We start from the raw sequence: 17,201 nt of genomic DNA, 5'->3' as shown, positions 1-17,201 counted from the left end.
CGGTACGTCTCGCCAGCCGCACGACGTGCCTGAAGCCTTCCACCGCCGGCGCGTCCGCCAGTCGGCTGAGCTGGTCAGCCAAGGTGGCCGGCGTGAGGTCCGCCAGCATGGGCGCCCCCGCCGGCCCGGAGCACCGGGCTCCACGCCGCCTGGTCCGAACAGGTGACCGGGCAGGACGCGGACAGGCTCTCGGCGATGGTGACGCGCACGGCCTCCGGACGTTGCCGGGCGAGTTCTCGGCACGCGGACCAGTACGCGCTCCTCCAGCGAACCGTAGATGTCGAACACCACCGGCCGCGTCATCTGCGCGAGCGCGGCGATCACCGTCGACAAATTCTTGATCGGATTGATCCGGCCGATGAAGACGAGTCGCACCGGCTCGCCGATCTCGACCGGCGGCATCGGCTCCGGCGGGAGCCTCATTCTGCCGGATCTCGGTCCGGGCCCAGGGAAAGGTCCTTCGAATCAGCTCAGCTTCGTGTGCGCTGGTGGCGTGCCACAGCACCCGCGCCCACGGCTCCGCCGAGCCCAGCTCCCGGTCTCTGGTCACCATCGTGACCTCGACCGCTGGCGACACGACATCGAGCAACTGGGCGATGGATCGGACTGGCCCCCCGGCGCGGAATCCCGGCTCGAAGAAGTCACCCGTCAGCAGCACGCGAAACGGCCGGAAGGGGGCCGGTGGATGAGTGTTTGCCCCGGGACGTGCCGCGGGTCGCCCCTGATGGACCGTCACGGCGGATCCCCCTGGGTCGCGAATGTGGTTCGAGGCTGAGCGCGTGTTGCCGCCAGGGGGACGTCGGACAATTCAGCCACGCTGGACTAACGCCGAAAAGTTCGAGTCGGTGACGCCGGAACGGCTCGGCCGGAGTGTCGACGCTCAGCCGGAGCGCCCCGTGTCGACGACCTCGGACACGTCCCGGTTCGGATGCAGACCTGCCCGAACCGGTACCTCCCCCACCGGACTCCACCTCATTCCCGCGGGCCGCGCCCGTCCCACGGGCGTGGCGGGTGGCCGCCGCGATAGCCCTAAATGCGATGTAAGGCATTTTCGGCCGGTAATCTGCAGGAACGCCGCAGGGTGTCCCGCGTCGCCGGGCGCCTGCCTCCGAACGTTGCATTCCAGGATTTTTTTCGGAGGAACGGACAGCATGAACAAGATCACGATTCGCGAGCTGGTGCGGCACGGCCTGCACGCCACGTCGCTCGACCAGCTCCTGCTCCGACGCCGCGCGTCCCGCGGTCTGGACGTGAGCTACCTGCGGACGGAGGCCCGTAAGGAGGCGTTCGAGCGGATCTACCGACAGGGGATCTGGCTGGTCGGTCCGAACCGCGACTGCCTCTCCGGCGCCGGTTCGCGGCTGGAGGCGACGGCGGTGCTCCAGGCCGAGCTGCCGAAGATGATCGCGCAGCTCGGCGCCGACTCCCTGCTGGACGTCGGATGTGGCGACTTCACCTGGATGCAGCACGTGCAACTCGGGGTTCCCTACCTGGGGGTGGACATCGTCGAGTCGGTCATCGAGGAGAACCGGAGGCGACACGGCTCCCCGCTGCGGGAGTTCCGGTGCGTCGACGCGGTCACCGTGCCGCTGCCCGCCGCCGATGTCGTGCTCTGCCGGGAGGTCCTCTTCCACCTCTCGTTCGCCGACGCGACGAGCCTGTTGTCGAACGTCCGGGCGTCCGGTGCCCGGTACCTCATCGCGACGACCGACGAGGCGACCGCGTTCAACGCCGACATCCGCAGCGGCGACTTTCGGGTGCTCAACCTGCGCAAGCGTCCGTTCCACCTGCCGGCGCCCAGGTACGAGATCAGGGACGACGCAGTCCAGCACGGGCGGGTCATGGGTGTCTGGCGGATCGCCGACCTCTGAACGGCGCGGACGGGGTCGACCGCAGGGCCGGGCGCGTGCCGCCGCGACTCACGGTCACCGCCGATCCCGGCCCACCGGCGGCGGGTGACCAAAGGTGATTTTCGGGGTTTCTGAATGGCGCTCTGTTTCATGCCGTCGGAAGCGCCGGTCACGATTACCGCGGTTTGTCGCGGTGATCCGTGACCTCCGCGCGCGGAAACGGGTTTGTATGACGGGCGGACCCGGTGTCCAACCGGGCCGACCCCCAGCAGGCTCTTCGGATCGGTGTTCGAGGTGATCGCATGCGTACGAAGGCGAGGTCGGTGTGAGCGGAGACCGCGGGTTGCTGTCGATCGACATCGACCAGATGTCGGACGGGACGCCGGTGACCTACCGCGTGCTGGCCACCAGCCGAGCCTTCCATCCGGGCTTCCGCGGCGGAGGTCCGGTCCGGTCTCTGGAGAAGATCCTGGACAGCTGTCCGGCGCACGTCGAGGTCATGCTCGTCACGTCCGACCGGGACCTGGGCACGTCCGACCCGTACCCCGGCCTCTCCGGGCGGTGGGTACGCCACCGGGGGGCGCTGGTCCACTATCTGCGGGTCGGTGACGTCCGCAACTGGGTGCGCCTGGCCCGGCAGCTGCGGGCCCGCCGGATCGACCTGCTCTACGTCAACAGCCTGTGGTCGCTCTTCTCGCAGGTGCCGGTGCTCGCGGCCGCCGTGGGGCTGCTGCCGGTGCGCAGCATCCTCCTCGCGCCCCGGGGTGAACTCTCGCCGGGCGCGCTGCGCCTCAAGGCCGGCAAGAAGCGGCTCTTCCTGCTGTTCTGGGCGCCTCTGCTCAAGCGGCTGCGGGTCCGTTGGCAGGCCTGCAGCGATCTGGAGGCACGGCACATCGCCGCACGGTTCCCCTGGGCCCGGATCATCGTGCACGGCCAGGGGACGTCCCTGCCCGACGACGCAAGGCCGCCGCAGGACCGTCCCGACGGGCCGCTGCGCCTGGTCTTCATCAGCCGGATCTCGCCGATGAAGAATCTCGACCTGGCACTCGCCGGCCTGCACAAGGTGACCCGGCCGGTGAACTTCGACATCTTCGGCCCACTCGAGGATCAGGCCTACTGGGCGCGCTGCCAGCGGCTGATGGCCGGCATGCCGGCGAACGTCACAGTCCGCTACCGCGGGACGCTGCCGCCCGAGCAGGTGATCCGTACCTTCGGCGAGTACGACGCCTTCCTGCTGCCGACCCGGGGCGAGAACTTCGGCCACGTCATCCTGGAGAGCCTGGCGGCGTCCTGCCCGCTGATCTGCTCCGGCGAGACCCCGTGGAACGATCTGATCGAGGCCGGCGGCGGCACCATCGTGCGGCCCCTCACCGCCGACGCGGTCGCCGCCGGCGTGGAACGCTTCGCCGCCCTCTCGCCGACCGACCGCCGGCGGGCCAGGGACCACGCTGCGGAGGCCTTCGGGGCCTGGCGCGGCCAGCAGCGCTCCACCAACCTCTTCGAAGAGGTACGCCTGCTGGGCTGACCGCGCCGCCGGGTCACGTCGGATCCGCCGCAACATCCACCATTCCGATCGGTGACGTTTCTCGTCGGCTCCACGATTCGTTGTATCTACGGGTGCCCGGTGCGTCGGACACCGGTCGCCGGTCGAAGGGACGTGAGATGACGCGGGTTGTGACGGTGGTAGGGACGCGACCGGAGATCATCCGGCTATCCCGGGTCGTCGACCGGCTCGACCGCACGGTCGACCACGTCCTCGTCCACACGGGGCAGAACTGGGATCCGGCGCTGTCCGACGTGTTCTTCCGCGAGCTACGGATGCGCGAACCCGATCGGTTCCTCAACGTCGACACCACGTCGCTGGGCCGGATGCTGGGCGGGGTGCTCGCCGGTGTCGAGGACGTCATCCGTGAGGTCCGGCCGGACGCGATGCTGATTCTCGGCGACACGAACAGTTCCATCGCCGCCCTGATCGGACGGCGGATGCGGGTGCCGGTCTACCACATGGAGGCCGGCAACCGATGCTTCGACCTGAACGTGCCGGAGGAGACGAACCGCCGCCTCGTCGACCACGTCTCGGACTTCAACCTGGTCTACACCGAACACGCCCGGCGCAACCTGCTGGCCGAAGGGCTGCACCCCCGCCGCATCCTGCACACCGGGTCACCGATGCGTGAAGTGCTGGATCACTACCGCGCCGACATCGACGCCTCGACGGTGCTCCGGCAGCTGGAACTCGCCCCGGGAGGCTACTTCCTGGTGAGCGCCCACCGCGAGGAGAACGTGGATCAGCCGGAGCGGCTGCGCCAGCTGCTCGGCTGCCTGCGGGCGGTACGCGACGAGTGGGACCTGCCGGTGCTGGTGTCCACCCACCCGCGCACCCGCAAACGGATCGAGGCGCTCGCCCCCGACCCCAGCGACCTCGACGGCCTGGCCTTTCACGAACCATTCGGCCTCTTCGACTACGTCCAGCTCCAGCGCAACGCCCGCTGCACGCTCTCGGACAGCGGCACCATCAGCGAGGAGGCGGCTATCGTGGGCTTCCCCGCGGTGACGCTGCGGGAGTCCATCGAGCGTCCCGAGGCACTGGACGCCGGCAGCGTCATCATGACCGGACTGGACCCGGCCGGCGTGTCGGAGGCCGTCCGGGTCACGGTCGACCAGAGCCGGGACGGCGTCCCGTGCCCCGCCGACTACCAGGTGCGGGACACCTCCCGCCGGGTCGTCGACTTCATGCTGTCCACCGTCCGCCGGCACCACGGGTGGGCCGGCATCCGGCGGTGAGGTCGGCGCGGGGCCTGCCGCCGGCTCAGCACGGTCTCGACCCGGCTCGCGCCGTTCGGTCGGTGCCGCAATGGTCGTGGTCGAGATCCACGCCCGCCGCGCTCAGATTCTCCAGCTGCTCCGGGTTCAGCGTCCCGACGCACACCTCCAGGCTGTCGCGGCCGGCGGACACTCGTCCGGCCAGGTAACCACCCGGCCGGACGAGTGTCCGAGGTCGGTCAGCTGGTCGGAGCGAGACTCGCCAGGCAGCCCGCCGGCAAGTTCCACCGCGACCTCGCCTCGTGCAACTGCCTGATCATCTCCGGCCAGGCGGGCGGGCGGTATCCCGTAACGGCGAAGAGCGCGTCGGCCGACAGGGAACGGTCGCAGCGGAAGCCGTCCTCAGGCAGGATCCGTCCCGTCCAGCCGTAGGTGCGGGCGACGAGCCGGAGCAGGTCGTACTTGGACACGGGCGCGGCCGCGAGGTGGTAGAGCCCCTGAAGATCCTCGCGCGGCAGCACGACCGTCCTGAGAAAGCGGGCGAACTCGGTGGTGGTGACCCCGGTGTAGATCGCCTTGGTGTAGCCCCGGACGTCGGTGGCCTGGGACAGGAACCAGTCCACGAGTGACCGGTTGCTGGTCAATTCGTGGCCGATGATGGACGTCCGAAGCGTGAGGGTGGGGGGAGCGGTCTCCCCGAGCAGCTTGGACCGACCGTAGAGGTCCGGGGGATCGGGAATGTCCGTCTCCGTGTAGTTGCCCCGGTCGCCGGAGAAGACACAGTCGGTGCTCACGCTGACCAGGCGGACACCGCGCGTCTCGCACTCGTGGGCCAGGATCTGGGGAAGGAGCGCGTTGATCGTGACCGTGCGGACAGCGTCGTGCACATCGGACCGTTGCTTGATCACACCGACGCCGTTGACCACCAGGTCGGGTCGGACGTCGTCCAGCAGGCGACGGACGCGGTCGGTGTCGAGAACGTCGACGCCGGACGTGATGCGACGTGCGAGGTGCGGCGGGAAGAAGCGTGACAGGTCGTCGGCCGTGCGGGCCGAGCCGAACACGTCCAGCTCACCGCCGCGGTCCAGTTCCCGCAGCAACGTGTGCCCCAGCATTCCGGTGGCGCCGAGGACGAGCACCCGCTTGCTCATGCCATCTCCTGTTCCCGCCCGCGTGGCACCCTGCCGGTGTGCCGGGCTGCACAGCCGACGGCCACGTCCGCGAGCAGCTGCGAGCTGACGGATTCGCTCATGTGTTCGAGGTAGTAGGCACGCCCGGCCTGCCCCATGGCTCGCCGGCGGTCCGCGGAGGCGGCGTGCGCCTGTCGGAGCGCCGAGGCCAGTCGGGCCGGATCGCCCGGCGGGCAGGTGAGGCCAGCGCCGGCCTCGTCGACCACCCTGGACGCGTCACCCGGTACGCAGGCCACCACCGGCTGGCCGCAGGCGAAGATCGACTGAATCTTGCTCGGCATGGTGATCCTGAACAGCGGTTCGTCCGCCAGGGACACCAGCTGTATGTCGGCCGAGGCCATCAGGCCGGCCATCCGCTCCGGTGGCTGCGCCGGCAGGAAGTGCACGGTAGGCAGGCGGAGTCGGTTGGCCAGCGACTGCAGCGCGCGCTTCTCGATGCCGTCACCGACCAGCACGAGGTGGATGTCCGATAGATCGTCGAGGCGTGCCAGGGCTTCGATCGCGACGTCGAGTCGCTGGGCCATGCCGTGATTGCCGCCGTACATGACGACGAACTCGTCGGTGAGGCCCAGCTGCTTGCGCAGCTCCCCGTCGGGCTCCGTCGGGTGCATGATCTTCTCGTCGACCCAGTTGTAGACGACGGAGATTCGGTCGGGCGCCACTCCCCGGGCGACGATCGCGTCGCGTTGGCCCGGAGACGTGACGGTGACGTGGTCCGCGCGCCGGTACGTCTGATTCGTGAACCAGCTGAGGGCGTTTTCCGCGACCCGCCGGCTCACGCCCCCGGTCAGGAACCCGGACGCGAAGACCGAGTCGGGCCAGAGGTCCATCACCATGGCCACGTAGGGCGTCCGCCACCGGAGCCGGGCGGCCATGGCCGCCGTGGCGGCGGTGGCCGGGCCGGAGTAGACCAGCGCCACGTCGGCGCCCCGGAGCGCCTTCGCGCCGAGGACGGAGGACGAGGCGGCGTAGCTGAGGTAGTTCGCGGCCCGGCCCGCCGCCGAGTGGTTGTGGCTGGGGTAGAGCGGGGTCCGGACGACCCGCAGGCCGTGTTCCGTTCCGGTCGTCCGGCGCCAGGCCGGGTATCCCGGCTTGAGCTTGCCGTCGGGATAGTTCGGCATGCCGGTCAGGACGTCCACCTCGAATCCCCGCCGGTGCAGGGAGTGGGCGATGCTCAGCGGGACGGGGGTGGGCTCGGGTGGGAACCACTGGGTGACGAGCGCCACCCGGCAGGGGGCCTCGGACTGGACGTGGTGGGCGCGCACGCTGCCGTCAAGCCCTTCCCGCGCCAGCGAGGTCCATGACCTCGTTCAGCCGGGCACGCACCTCCGGGAGCGTGTCCAGCAACCCCATTACGTCGGTGACGTCGAGGCGCTCGGCGTTGTGGGAGTTGTAGTCCGACGGGTGGTGCCGGCGGGCGTCCCCCTCCTCGAAGTACAGCGAGTAGTTGAGGTCCCGACTGTCCACCGGCACGCGGAGGAACTGCCCGAGGTCTTCCGCCCTGGCCAGCTCTTCCTGACTGGCCAGCGTCTCGTGGAGTTTCTCGCCGTGCCGGATACCCAGCACCTCGATCTTGGCCGGCACCTCGAACAGGTTGCACATGGCGGTGGCGAGGTCGCCGATCGTGCAGGCGGGGGCCTTCTTGATGAAGATGTCGCCGCTGCGCCCATGCTGGAACGCGTGCTCGACGAGTTCCACGGACTCCGGCAGTGACATCAGGAAGCGCGTCATTTCCGGATCGGTGACGGTCAACGGCACGCCGTTGCCGATCTGGTCGAGAAAGAGCGGAATGACGGAGCCCCGCGAACACATGACGTTGCCGTATCGGACGATGCACATGCGGGTGCGGGCGCCGGGATTGTTCCGCGTGTGCGCCTGGGCGACCTTCTCCATCAGGCCCTTGCTCATGCCCATGGCGTTCACGGGGTAGACCGCCTTGTCGGTGCTCAAGAACACCACGGCCTCGACGCCGTTCTGCACCGCCGCGTCCGCGACGTTCGCGCTGCCCAGGATGTTCGTCCGGACGGCTTCGAGCGGGAAGAACTCGCAGGACGGGACCTGCTTCAGCGCCGCGGCGTGAAACACGAACTGGACCCCGCGGCTCGCCTTCGACACGGCATCGAAGTCGCGCACGTCACCCACGTAGTACCGGACGCGGTCGTCCCGGAGCCGGAGCCGCATGGCGTCCTGCTTGGACTCGTCCCGGCTGAGTACGCGGACCTCTTCCGCTCCGGTGGACAGCAGCCGGTCGACCATCGTCTGACCGAATGAACCGGTCCCGCCGGTGATCAAGAATCGTCCGTTCGCTAGCGAAGGCGTCACCCTTTGTCCTTTCGTCTTCGACCTCCGGCCGGGGCCGGGTCGGGGCGGTCTCGCCAAAGGCTGACGTTAGCCCAGAATCGGACTCTATCTCCGTAAAGCCGCAAAATAGGTTATTCGACGTAAGGCGGGACCTGCGCCCGAATCATCGGCGGCGTCCGGCGGGCCCGCCCCCGGCGGCCGGCCGGAGTGCGACCCGCCTGACGACCGGGCCTCGGAAACGACGCGCAGGTGCGGCAGGAGGCGGCGCGGAGCGGCTGAACGTCGGAGGCGACGCACGGGGCCGCCGGCCCGGAGGTCGGGCCACCCGGATCGGGGTCCCGTCGTCGGCCGCGACCTCTGGTCGACCTGACCGCTGGCGCTGGCCCGACCGCCGGTCGCGTCACGAGATCGCCGCCGTCGTGACCTCAGGTCGGACGCGCAGTCGGCGGACCGCCGGGTCGTTCCCGCGGCCTGCCTGGTCAACGACGAGCGGTGCATTCGGTGACGACGGCCCGCGTACCGTCACCGGCGGGGCGCCTCCCGGGTGGTGGCGGCCGTAACCAACCCGCGACGCTCCCGTTGAGTCCGGTGTTCCGGCCCGGTCGGGGGTGACTCCTCGCCGACGTCGCACCCGAGCTGGCCGCGACCGCGCCGGTTCTCCGGTCGCGGCCGGAAGGCCGTTGCTCGCTCGTCGGTGCGCTCACCTGTGCATCCGCTCCGGCCGGCAGTTGCGCAGCGCTCAGGAGGTAGTCGTCATGGGGGATCGCCGGCCGGATGAACCGCGTCCACTCGAGCCACGAGGGCGGCCCCTCGTCGGAGCACCCGGGGGCGGCCCGGTCGGGTCGGTCGAGCCCGAGGCGCGAACTCTGTTCGCCGAGCGGCGGTACGCGCAGGTGCTGGCCGGTCTGGGCTGGCTCTGCCTGGGGTGCGTTCCGCTCGTCCTCGACTCCCTGACCGCGATCGAGGATCGGCGCTACCACGGCACCATGATCTTCGCCGTCCTCGCCATGTTCTTCGGGATCTGGGTCTTCTGGCGGGACGGCGGGCCGAGGATCACCGTCGTCGGGACCTACAACCTCGGCTTCGCGCTGTTCGTCGGCTTCGCCGCCGCCTACCACGCCGTCCGGGACACGTCACCGGAGCTTCCGCTCTTCCGCGCGGTGACCCTCTGCTACTTCGTCCACGTCCTGACCTGGCTGCTGTTCTGGAGCGCGCCGTCCGCCAGGCCGGCCCCGAGCCCGGTCCTGCGGGTGGACCCGGCCGTCTCCCGGTGGGCCGTCCGGTGGGGCCTGACCCTGCTGACCCTGGCGGTCCTCCTTCAGCTGTCGCTGCCGGAGCAGTACAAGCACATCCTCATCAACGCGGCGGGATTCGTCGGTGTCGTGCTGTTGAGCGTCGGATTGCTGCGTACCCCGCTGCGCAAGCCGCCGCTGGTGTACGGCCTCGTGCCGCTCGCCGGCTTCGCCGTCTACTGCACCTTTCTCTTCGACGGTTTCGGTCGGATCGTCGTGGGTTCGCTCGGCCTTGCCCTGGCAGCCGTCCTGATCGACCGGAGCGGTCGCGGACGGCACCTCAAGGCCGCGATCCTCGCCCTGACGCCGATCGCGATCCTGGTGCTGGCGCGGATCCGCGCCGCGGCCCCGGTCGAGTCGGTGGTGGACAACGCCAATCGGGACATCGACGGCCTCTACTCGGTGGTGTGGCCGTTGCGCGACTTCGCTCAGCTCCTCAGCATGAACGACCTCGGTCTGCTGCCGCGGGCGTGGGGCGGGACGTTCTACGCCGCGGCCGTCTTCCTGGTGCCGAGGGCCGTCTGGCCGGACAAGCCGCTGGGACTCGGCGCCGAGTTGGTGCCGTTCCTGTCTCCCGATATGGTCGGCACCAACCAGTCCGACGCGGCACTCTTCTTCGGCGAGTGGCTGTTCAACTTCGGCGTCGGCGGCCTGGCACTGATGATCCCGGCGGCCGGTCTGGCTGTCCAGTACCTCGACCGGCTCGCCCGACGGATCACGTCGGTGCCGCTGATGACGCCCCGGACGGTGCTGGCGTACGTGACCGGGATCGTCCTCACTGTGGGGCTCTTCGACGTCATCTGGGTCGGCGCCGCCACCTTCGCCGGACGTACCGGGTGCCGCCTGCTGGTGCTCGCCGCGCTGCTCCTGATCATCCCCAAGGGCGCTGCGGCGCAGCGGACGACCGCGGTGCCGCACCGGCCCGGCGGCGCCGGGGTCCACGCCGAGCGGCTGCTCCCGGCCGCCGCGGGCACGTCGTCCTCCGCGTCTGGCCGCCAGGACCAGGCGGTGGGCCGACCCCCGCACGGAGGCGGATGACCGCGCCCCCGGCCGGCCACCGGGACGGTCGGAGAGCGCGGGGAGCGTCGGGACATGAAGGGCCGTCTTGTTCCGCTTTATAGCGTTTTGCGGCTTTTCATGCTGATAGGACTGTTGCATGGCTAAAGGCATTCTCAAGGAACCGGCGGGGCGCGCCCTGGCTCACCCCCCTGCCGCCGCCGACCAGGCCCGTTCCGGCACCTTGGCGGGGCGGCCGTACGACCGCTGGAAGCGGTTGATCGACATCGTCGGTGCGATCGTCATACTGATCCTCGCCGCGCCGGTGATGGCCGCCGTGGCCGGCGCGATCCTGCTCGTCCTGGGCCGTCCGGTGCTGTTCCGGCACACCCGGCCCGGTCGCGACGGCAGGCTGTTCGAGCTGGTCAAGTTCCGCACCATGCACCCCGTCGACCCGGCGCGCGGACTGGTGTCGGACGCCGATCGGCTCAACCCGCTGGGTCGGTGGTTGCGTGCCACCAGCCTGGACGAGCTTCCCGAGTTCTGGAACGTGCTCCGCGGTGAGATGAGCATCGTCGGGCCCCGGCCCCATCTCGTCCGCTACCTCACCCTGTACAGCCCGCGACAGGCGCGGCGGCACGAGGTGCGACCCGGCATCACCGGGCTCGCCCAGGTGCGCGGCCGCAACGCCCTCGACTGGCAGCAGAAGTTCGAGTACGACGTCGAGTACGTCGACCGGCGATCGTTCTGGTTGGACTTGCGGATCCTCGCCGCGACGGTGCGGGTGGTGCTCAGGCGGGACGGCATCTCGGCGCCGGGCGCCGCCACATGGCACGAGTTCACCGGCAACGCGGAGCCCCACCCCGGCTTGCTGCGGCCCGCCGGAGAGTCCGTCCGTCCCGGCGCTCGATGAGCCGGGTACTGCTCTTCGGCGCCGGCGGCTTCCTTGGCCGGCACATCCACGGTGCGCTCGCGTCGCATTCCATGGTCCTGGCGCCGGATCGAGGGGAGTGCGACCTGGTCGGCATCGAACTGTCGGCGCTGGTCGCCCTGCTTCGCCGGGAGAAACCGGACGCGGTGGTGACCGCAGCGGGCCGGATCAGCGGCTCCGGGTACGACTTCGTGCAGGCGCACGTGGCCACCACCGCCAAACTGATCGAGGCGGTGGCTGCCGGCGCGCCCCAGGCCCGGCTGGTCCGGATCGGTTCGGCGGCGGAGTACGGCGCCGTACCGCACGGGAGCGCCGTGACGGAGGACTATCCCGCCAGCCCGGTGGGCGAGTACGGACTGAGCCATCTCACCGCCACCCGCCTGGCGCAGCTCGCCGGGGAGTCGGCCCGGGTGGACACGGTTGTCCTGCGGGTGTTCAACCCGGTCGGTCCGGGCCTGCCGGCCGGCAACGTGCTCGGCCGGGCGGCGACGCTGATCAGGACGGCGCTGGCCCGGGGGGAGGAGCGGGTGTCACTCGGCCTGCTCGGCACCTACCGGGACTTCGTCGACGTGCGGGACGTGGCGGACGCGGTGGTGGCCGCGATCCGCAGCGGGCCGCTCGCCGAGCGGATCTTCAATGTCGGCAGCGGGCGGGCGGTGGCCACCCGGGAGGCGATCGGCCGGCTGGCCGAGGTCGCGGGCTTCACGGGAGAGGTAGGCGACGGCTCGTTGGCGCCCGACGCCGATCGGTCGGCCGCCGTGTCCTGGATGTGCGCAGATATCGGGCGCAGCGCCCGTGCGTTGGGCTGGGCCCCGCGACGCACCTTGACGGAATCGCTGATGGCGCTCTGGCAGGAGACGGCCGCTGGCCGGCCGACGCCAGAGCTCGTGCCGCAGATCCGTGGAACCGGAATGAACGTACAGCGCTCCTGACCGGAGTCGGTACGGTGCTGCGGCCAGTGGCAGGCACACGTCCGACCGCAGGGAGCCCGACAGTGCTTCACTTGAGGATCATCGCGCCGGGTGACCGCGCCACCGCCGTGACGGACGTGCTCGGCGACGAGCCTGGCGTGGCTCACCTGGCGGTCATACCCGGTGCCGCCCGGCAGCCCGCCGGCGACCTCATCCTCTGCGACGTGGTGCGCGAGAGCGCCGGCCGGGTGCTGCACGGGCTCCAGGAGCTCGGTGTCGAGGCCTACGCGGCATCGCCGTCGACGACGTCGAACTGACCGTCTCGGCGGCGGCAAAGAAGGCGGCCCAGGACGCTCCGGGCCACGGCGAGGACGTCGTGGTCTGGGACGAGATCGCGGCCAAGACCGGCGAGCAGACCGTACTCACCGGGGCCTACCTGGTGCTGATCGTGGTCGCCACGTTGATCGCCGGCGTCGGGGTGCTGCTCGACCAGCCCATCCTGATCGTCGGCGCGATGGTGGTCGGCCCCGAGTTCGGTCCCCTCGCGGCGCTCTGCGTGGCGCTGCTGCGGCGCACTCCGCACCGGATCCTCTGCTCGGTGCAGGCGCTGGTGGTGGGGTTCCTGACGGCCATGGTCGCCACCGTCCTGAGCACCTGGGCGCTCACCGCCGCCAAGCTGGTCAACCGGGAGATGCTGCTGGCCGAGCGGCCGCTGACCGAATTCATCTGGCGGCCGGACGCGCTCTCCTGGGTGGTCGGCCTGCTCGCCGGCGTGGCCGGGATGCTCTCGCTGACGTCGAAGAAGTCCGGCTCGCTGGTCGGCGTGCTGATCTCGGTCACCACCGTGCCGGCCGCGGCGAACGTCGCCGTCGCCGTGGCGTACGGGTGTGGCACGAGGCGGGCGGTTCGGCGCTCCAGTTGGTGATCAACCTGTGCGCGATCGTCCTGGCCGGTCTGGCGACCCTGGCCGTGCGGCAGTTCTGGTGGTGGCAGGTGGGGCGCCAGGTGGCCCCTCGCCGGGCCGCCGCTGCCCGGCGCCTCACCACCGGTCGTTCCCGGCCTCCAGCCGGCGGGTGAGCAGCGCCCGCAGCGGGATCGACTGCCCGTCCCGACCGAGGTGGAACTGGCCCGGGTGGTGGTAGCGGCCGATCTGAAGGACGGCGCGATGCGGTTACCCCCCGGGCCACGTGGTGGCGTGGACCGGGGGTGACGCTGTCAGTTTCCGCCCGTCCGGACGGCGGCCAGGGCGCTGTCGAGCCGGGGCGCGAGCGTCCGGGCGTAGGTGGCGGTGAGATGGTTGCTGTCCCGATAGACGAGTACGCCGCCGATGACCGGGGCACAGCGGTCGGTGGGACAGATCGCGTCATTGAGATCGACCAGGTGGACCCCGGACTGCCCCTCGGCGGCCCGTTCCTGGGCGATGCCACCCCCGGTAGCCAGCACCTCGCCGCGCGGCGGGGCGCACCGGGTGAGCCGGTCCGGGTTGGCCGAGACGCACTCGACCGGGTCCCGACGGTGGTACGGCGGGTCCCGCAGCACCACCACCGGCACCCCGATCCCGGTCATCTCCCGCCAGGTGTCCCGTAGCCCGGTGGCCAGGATGTCGTGCGCATCCCGGGTCACCAACTCGCCGTCGCGCACCGTCAGGTAATGGGAGTTGCCGACCAGCAGCAGGTCGGGCGGGTCGGCGCGCAGTTGGTCGCGGACCCGCCGGTTCCACTCGGTGCAACTGGTGTACGGCCGGCCGTCCAGCGCCACCTCCATCGCGAGGAACGGGCACGAGGACTTGGTGTGCGTCACCACCCGCCACTTCCGCTGCACCGCGACCGCCTCCAGCGCCGGCAGCCACTGCGCGGCGTGCGAGTCGCCGGCGAGCACGACGGTGTAGGAGGCGTCCTTGACCCCGTACACACAGGTCAGTGGCTCGCTGCTGTTCTGCTGGACGTGACAGTTGGTGCGGGTCGTCGCCGGGACGTCCTTCGCGGCGATGAGCGGGTCGGGGGTGATCGAGTCGACCCGGTCGACCGGCCTCCCGGCCTGGTCACCTCGGGGCGATTTGCTCAGGACGGCAGCTCCCGGTGGCCCGCCCGGTGCGGGGGCGCCCGCCGACGCGCTGCTCCCGCCCAGTGGCGGCACCGCGGACGTGGACAGCGGCGGTCGGGCCGGCGACCAGACGGTCAGCTGGAAGAGCAGGCCGGCGACCACCGCCGTGCCCGTGCAGAGGGCGCCGACGCCCAGCGCCTGCACCGGCTGCCAGTGCAACGTCTGCGATCGGCGGATGGGGTTCTCGACGAAGTGGTAGGTGAGGACCGCCGGCACCGCGGAGAGCGCGACCACCGCCAGGCGCGCGGACGCGCTCAGCTCGCCGAACCGGTAGTCGGCGACGATCAGCAGCGGCCAGTACCACAGGTAGAGCGAATACGACAGCGCTCCGACGCCGCGCATCGGCGGCACGCTGAGCAGCCCGGCCGGCCCGGCCCGGCCGGCCGCCACCGCGAAGGCGATCACCACCGCTGTGCCGGCGGTCGGCAGCAAGGCGACGTACCCGGGGAAGGCCGACGCGGAGTCCAGCAGGAAGGCCGAGGCGACCACGGCGACCAACCCGGCCCAGGCGAGCACGACGGCCAGCGGACGCGGGGTGCGGTGCAGTCGGGCACCGACGATGGCCACCGCGCCGCCCAGGGCGAGCTCCCAGATCCGGGTGGTGGTCACGAAGTACGCCGGTGCCGGATCGGCCGACGTCAGGAATACCGACCAGGCGAAGGACGGCAGGGCCACCACGGCGAACCCGACCATCAGCACCCCGCGGCGTAGCCGTCGCCGGCCACCGAGAACGGCCAACCCGAGCAGCAACAGCGGCCAGATCAGGTAGAACTGCTCCTCGACGCTGAGTGACCAGTAGTGCTGCAGGACGCTGGGTGCCTGGTCGACGAACATGTAGTCGACCGACTGCTCGGCGAGCCGCCAGTTCATCGCGTACAGCGCGCTGCTCACCACGTCCCACGCGGTGTTGGAGAAGCGGACCTTCGGCAGGAACAGGTACGTGAGCAGCAGGGTGACCACGAGCACCAGGCCGGCGGCGGGCAGCAGCCGCTTCGCCCGTCGGGCGTAGAAGCCCACCAGCGAGATCTTTCCGGTGCGGTCGAGTTCCTCGACGAGCAGGCCGGTGATCAGGAAGCCTGAGATCACGAAGAAGACGTCCACGCCGACGAAGCCGCCAGGGATGAACTGGCTTCCGGCGTGGCCGACCAGTACCAGCAGGACCGCCAGGGCGCGCAGTCCCTCGATGTCACCCCGGAAGGATGCCCGTGGTGGGGCCTCCGGCCTGCTTCGTGTCTGCGTCATTGTCCCGCCCTGCGCTCAGAATCCGGTTACGGTGCCGTTAGGGGTTATATCCCAGGAAAACATTTCCGCCCGGTTTTCGCCATTTTGCGCCGTGTCGCCAATCTCGTCGGAATTCGACCGTCCGGCGCTCGCGTTTTGGCGAGCGGAGCCGGGCCGGTGTCCGTCCGGGGTGGACAATGAGGGCCGACATCCGAAGGTGCGCCGTGGCGACGGAGGTCCGCGGCGCGGGCGGTAGGGTTCTGCGGGCCGCGCCCGGCGGTTCGTGCCCGAGGGGAGCGATTCTTGCTGCACCTGAGGGTGATCGCCCCGTCAGACCAGTCGTCCGCCGTGGCCGACCTGCTCGCCGACGACCCGGGGGTGGCCCACCTGGCGGTGGTGCCCGGGGCAGCTCGCCAGCCGCCCGGCGACCTGATCCTCTGCGACGTGGTCCGCGAGAGCGCCGACCGGGTGCTGCACCAGTTGCAGGAGCTCGGGGTGGAGGCGCGCGGCGGGATCTCCGCCGACGACGTCGAGCTGACCCTGTCCCGGGCGGCGAGGCAGGCCGCCCGGGACGCCCCCGGTCACGGCGAGGACGCGGTCGTCTGGGACGAGATCGCGGCCAAGACCGGCGAGCAGACCGAGCTGACCGCAACGTACCTGGCGCTGATCATCGTCGCCACGATGATCGCCGGAGTGGGCGTGCTGCTGGACCAGCCGATTCTGATCGTCGGCGCGATGGTGGTCGGCCCCGAGTTCGGCCCGCTCGCCGCGCTCTGCGTCGCGCTGCTGCGCCGCAAGCCCCGCACCATCGTCCGCTCGGTGCAGGCGCTGACGGTGGGCTTCCTGGCCGCCATGGTGGCCACCGTGCTGAGCACCTGGGTGCTCACCGCCGCCGACCTGGTCAACCGGGAGATGCTGCTCGCGGAGCGGCCGCTGACCGACTTCATCTGGCGGCCCGACGCGCTCTCCTGGGTCGTCGGCATCCTCGCCGGGATCGCCGGGATGCTCTCGCTCACCTCGAAGAAGTCCGGCTCGCTGGTCGGCGTGCTGATCTCGGTCACCACCGTGCCGGCTGCCGCGAACGTCGCCGTCGCCGCCGCGTACGGGGTGTGGCACGAGGCGGCCGGGTCGGCGCTCCAGCTGGTGATCAACATCTGTGCGATCGTGCTCGCCGGGCTGGCCACCCTCGCCGTGCAGCAGCTGTGGTGGTGGCGGGTGGGCCGGCGCGCCGGCCGGGTCACCGCCAGTCGTCCCCAGCCTCCAGTCGGCGGGTGAGCAGCGTCCGCAGCGGGATCGACTCGCCGTCCCGGCGCCCCGGCCGAGCACCAGCGGCGCCGGGTCGGGCTCGGGATCGACGCCGAAGAGCCGGCCGCGCAGGCTGGGCGGCACGCTGAGCAGGTGGAACCGGCCCGCCGTGTCCACCGCCCGGGTCCCGGCGCGGTCGACGTACCAGCCGGTCAGTCGGGTCCGGTAGCGCCCGCGCCCGTCGTGCCCGCGGGCAACCAGCGGCGTGGTGCGCCGAAGAGCCGGCCGCGCAGGCGTGTCGGCACGCTGAGCAGGTGGAACCGGCCCGCCGTGTCCACCGCCCGGGTCCCGGCGCGGTCGACGTACCAGCCGGTCAGTCGGGTCCGGTAGCGCCCGCG

Annotated in this window: 14 protein-coding genes and 2 pseudogenes; 10 read left to right on the top strand and 6 right to left on the bottom strand. The window is 70.9% G+C overall.

The annotated features are described in order from the left end of the window. Positions 1 to 1,151: 1,151 nt before the first annotated feature. The 3 genes from JNW89_RS02775 to wecB all read left to right on the top strand — a co-directional run bounded on the left by JNW89_RS02775 (position 1,152) and on the right by wecB (position 4,634). Positions 1,152 to 1,871 carry a bifunctional 2-polyprenyl-6-hydroxyphenol methylase/3-demethylubiquinol 3-O-methyltransferase UbiG gene (locus JNW89_RS02775; protein WP_238447543.1) on the top strand — a complete coding sequence of 240 codons (720 nt, stop codon included), beginning with the start codon at positions 1,152 to 1,154 and terminating at the stop codon, positions 1,869 to 1,871. A 304-nt stretch (positions 1,872 to 2,175) separates the two neighbouring features. Next, positions 2,176 to 3,375 (top strand): glycosyltransferase family 4 protein, encoded by a 1,200-nt coding sequence (locus JNW89_RS02770; RefSeq protein WP_238447542.1) that lies wholly within the window; start codon positions 2,176 to 2,178, stop codon positions 3,373 to 3,375. 137 nt (positions 3,376 to 3,512) lie between these two features. Further along, positions 3,513 to 4,634, top strand: coding sequence for a non-hydrolyzing UDP-N-acetylglucosamine 2-epimerase (wecB, locus tag JNW89_RS02765; protein WP_238447541.1), 1,122 nt, complete (start codon positions 3,513 to 3,515; stop codon positions 4,632 to 4,634). Between the two features lie 218 nt (positions 4,635 to 4,852). Here the strand turns inward: wecB and JNW89_RS02760 are convergent, their stop codons facing one another. The 3 genes from JNW89_RS02760 to JNW89_RS02750 are packed head-to-tail and all read right to left on the bottom strand — an operon-like array spanning position 4,853 to position 8,125. Then, entirely contained in the window at positions 4,853 to 5,764 is a 912-nt protein-coding gene (locus tag JNW89_RS02760) for an SDR family oxidoreductase (RefSeq protein WP_238447540.1), read from the bottom strand. Further along, the gene (locus tag JNW89_RS02755) at positions 5,761 to 7,068 is read right to left on the bottom strand and encodes a glycosyltransferase family 4 protein (RefSeq protein WP_238447539.1); all 1,308 of its coding nucleotides are present in this window, start codon (positions 7,066 to 7,068) and stop codon (positions 5,761 to 5,763) included. Before JNW89_RS02755 ends, JNW89_RS02760 begins: the two co-directional genes overlap by 4 nt. A gap of 7 nt (positions 7,069 to 7,075) precedes the next feature. Next, entirely contained in the window at positions 7,076 to 8,125 is a 1,050-nt protein-coding gene (locus JNW89_RS02750) for a polysaccharide biosynthesis protein (RefSeq protein WP_309139944.1), read from the bottom strand. Positions 8,126 to 8,997: 872 nt separating this feature from the next. On the opposite strand from JNW89_RS02750, the gene JNW89_RS02745 reads away from it, so the two are divergent. The 6 genes from JNW89_RS02745 to JNW89_RS02720 all read left to right on the top strand — a co-directional run bounded on the left by JNW89_RS02745 (position 8,998) and on the right by JNW89_RS02720 (position 13,311). Beyond that, positions 8,998 to 10,434, top strand: coding sequence for a hypothetical protein (locus tag JNW89_RS02745; RefSeq protein ID WP_238447537.1), 1,437 nt, complete (start codon positions 8,998 to 9,000; stop codon positions 10,432 to 10,434). Positions 10,435 to 10,552: 118 nt separating this feature from the next. Then, complete coding sequence (locus JNW89_RS02740) at positions 10,553 to 11,305, top strand: sugar transferase (protein ID WP_255540319.1); 753 nt, start codon at positions 10,553 to 10,555, stop codon at positions 11,303 to 11,305. Beyond that, positions 11,302 to 12,255: an NAD(P)-dependent oxidoreductase gene (locus tag JNW89_RS02735; RefSeq protein ID WP_238447536.1), complete on the top strand. Its 954-nt coding sequence runs from the start codon at positions 11,302 to 11,304 to the stop codon at positions 12,253 to 12,255. Before JNW89_RS02740 ends, JNW89_RS02735 begins: the two co-directional genes overlap by 4 nt. A gap of 71 nt (positions 12,256 to 12,326) precedes the next feature. Next, complete coding sequence (locus JNW89_RS02730; protein WP_238447535.1) at positions 12,327 to 12,551, top strand: hypothetical protein; 225 nt, start codon at positions 12,327 to 12,329, stop codon at positions 12,549 to 12,551. Between the two features lie 59 nt (positions 12,552 to 12,610). Further along, positions 12,611 to 13,159, top strand: coding sequence for a DUF389 domain-containing protein (locus tag JNW89_RS02725; RefSeq protein WP_238447534.1), 549 nt, complete (start codon positions 12,611 to 12,613; stop codon positions 13,157 to 13,159). Beyond that, complete coding sequence (locus JNW89_RS02720) at positions 13,156 to 13,311, top strand: hypothetical protein (protein WP_238447533.1); 156 nt, start codon at positions 13,156 to 13,158, stop codon at positions 13,309 to 13,311. The genes JNW89_RS02725 and JNW89_RS02720 overlap by 4 nt, the downstream gene beginning before the upstream one ends. Before the next feature lie 138 nt (positions 13,312 to 13,449). On the opposite strand, the gene JNW89_RS02715 is transcribed toward JNW89_RS02720, so the two are convergent. Next, a complete protein-coding gene (locus JNW89_RS02715) occupies positions 13,450 to 15,579 on the bottom strand; it encodes an acyltransferase family protein (protein WP_238447532.1) in 2,130 nt (709 codons plus the stop codon). Between the two features lie 282 nt (positions 15,580 to 15,861). Here JNW89_RS02715 and JNW89_RS02710 point away from each other — a divergent pair, with 282 nt between their 5' ends. Further along, on the top strand, positions 15,862 to 16,833 hold the full coding sequence (locus JNW89_RS02710) for a DUF389 domain-containing protein (RefSeq protein WP_238447531.1): 972 nt from the start codon (positions 15,862 to 15,864) through the stop codon (positions 16,831 to 16,833). On the opposite strand, the pseudogene JNW89_RS02705 reads toward JNW89_RS02710, so the two are convergent. Together JNW89_RS02705 and JNW89_RS02700 are read right to left on the bottom strand one after the other, a co-directional pair. Then, positions 16,796 to 17,085 (bottom strand): annotated as a pseudogene (locus JNW89_RS02705) (hypothetical protein); the annotation flags it as partial. The gene JNW89_RS02710 and the pseudogene JNW89_RS02705 sit on opposite strands and share 38 nt — an antisense overlap. Continuing rightward, positions 17,016 to 17,201 (bottom strand): annotated as a pseudogene (locus JNW89_RS02700) (hypothetical protein); the annotation flags it as partial. The pseudogenes JNW89_RS02705 and JNW89_RS02700, both read right to left, overlap by 70 nt.

Source organism: Micromonospora sp. 4G55 (assembly GCF_016803375.1).
Note: the sequence above shows the minus strand (reverse complement) of the source record. Positions and strands in the feature narration are given on the sequence as shown.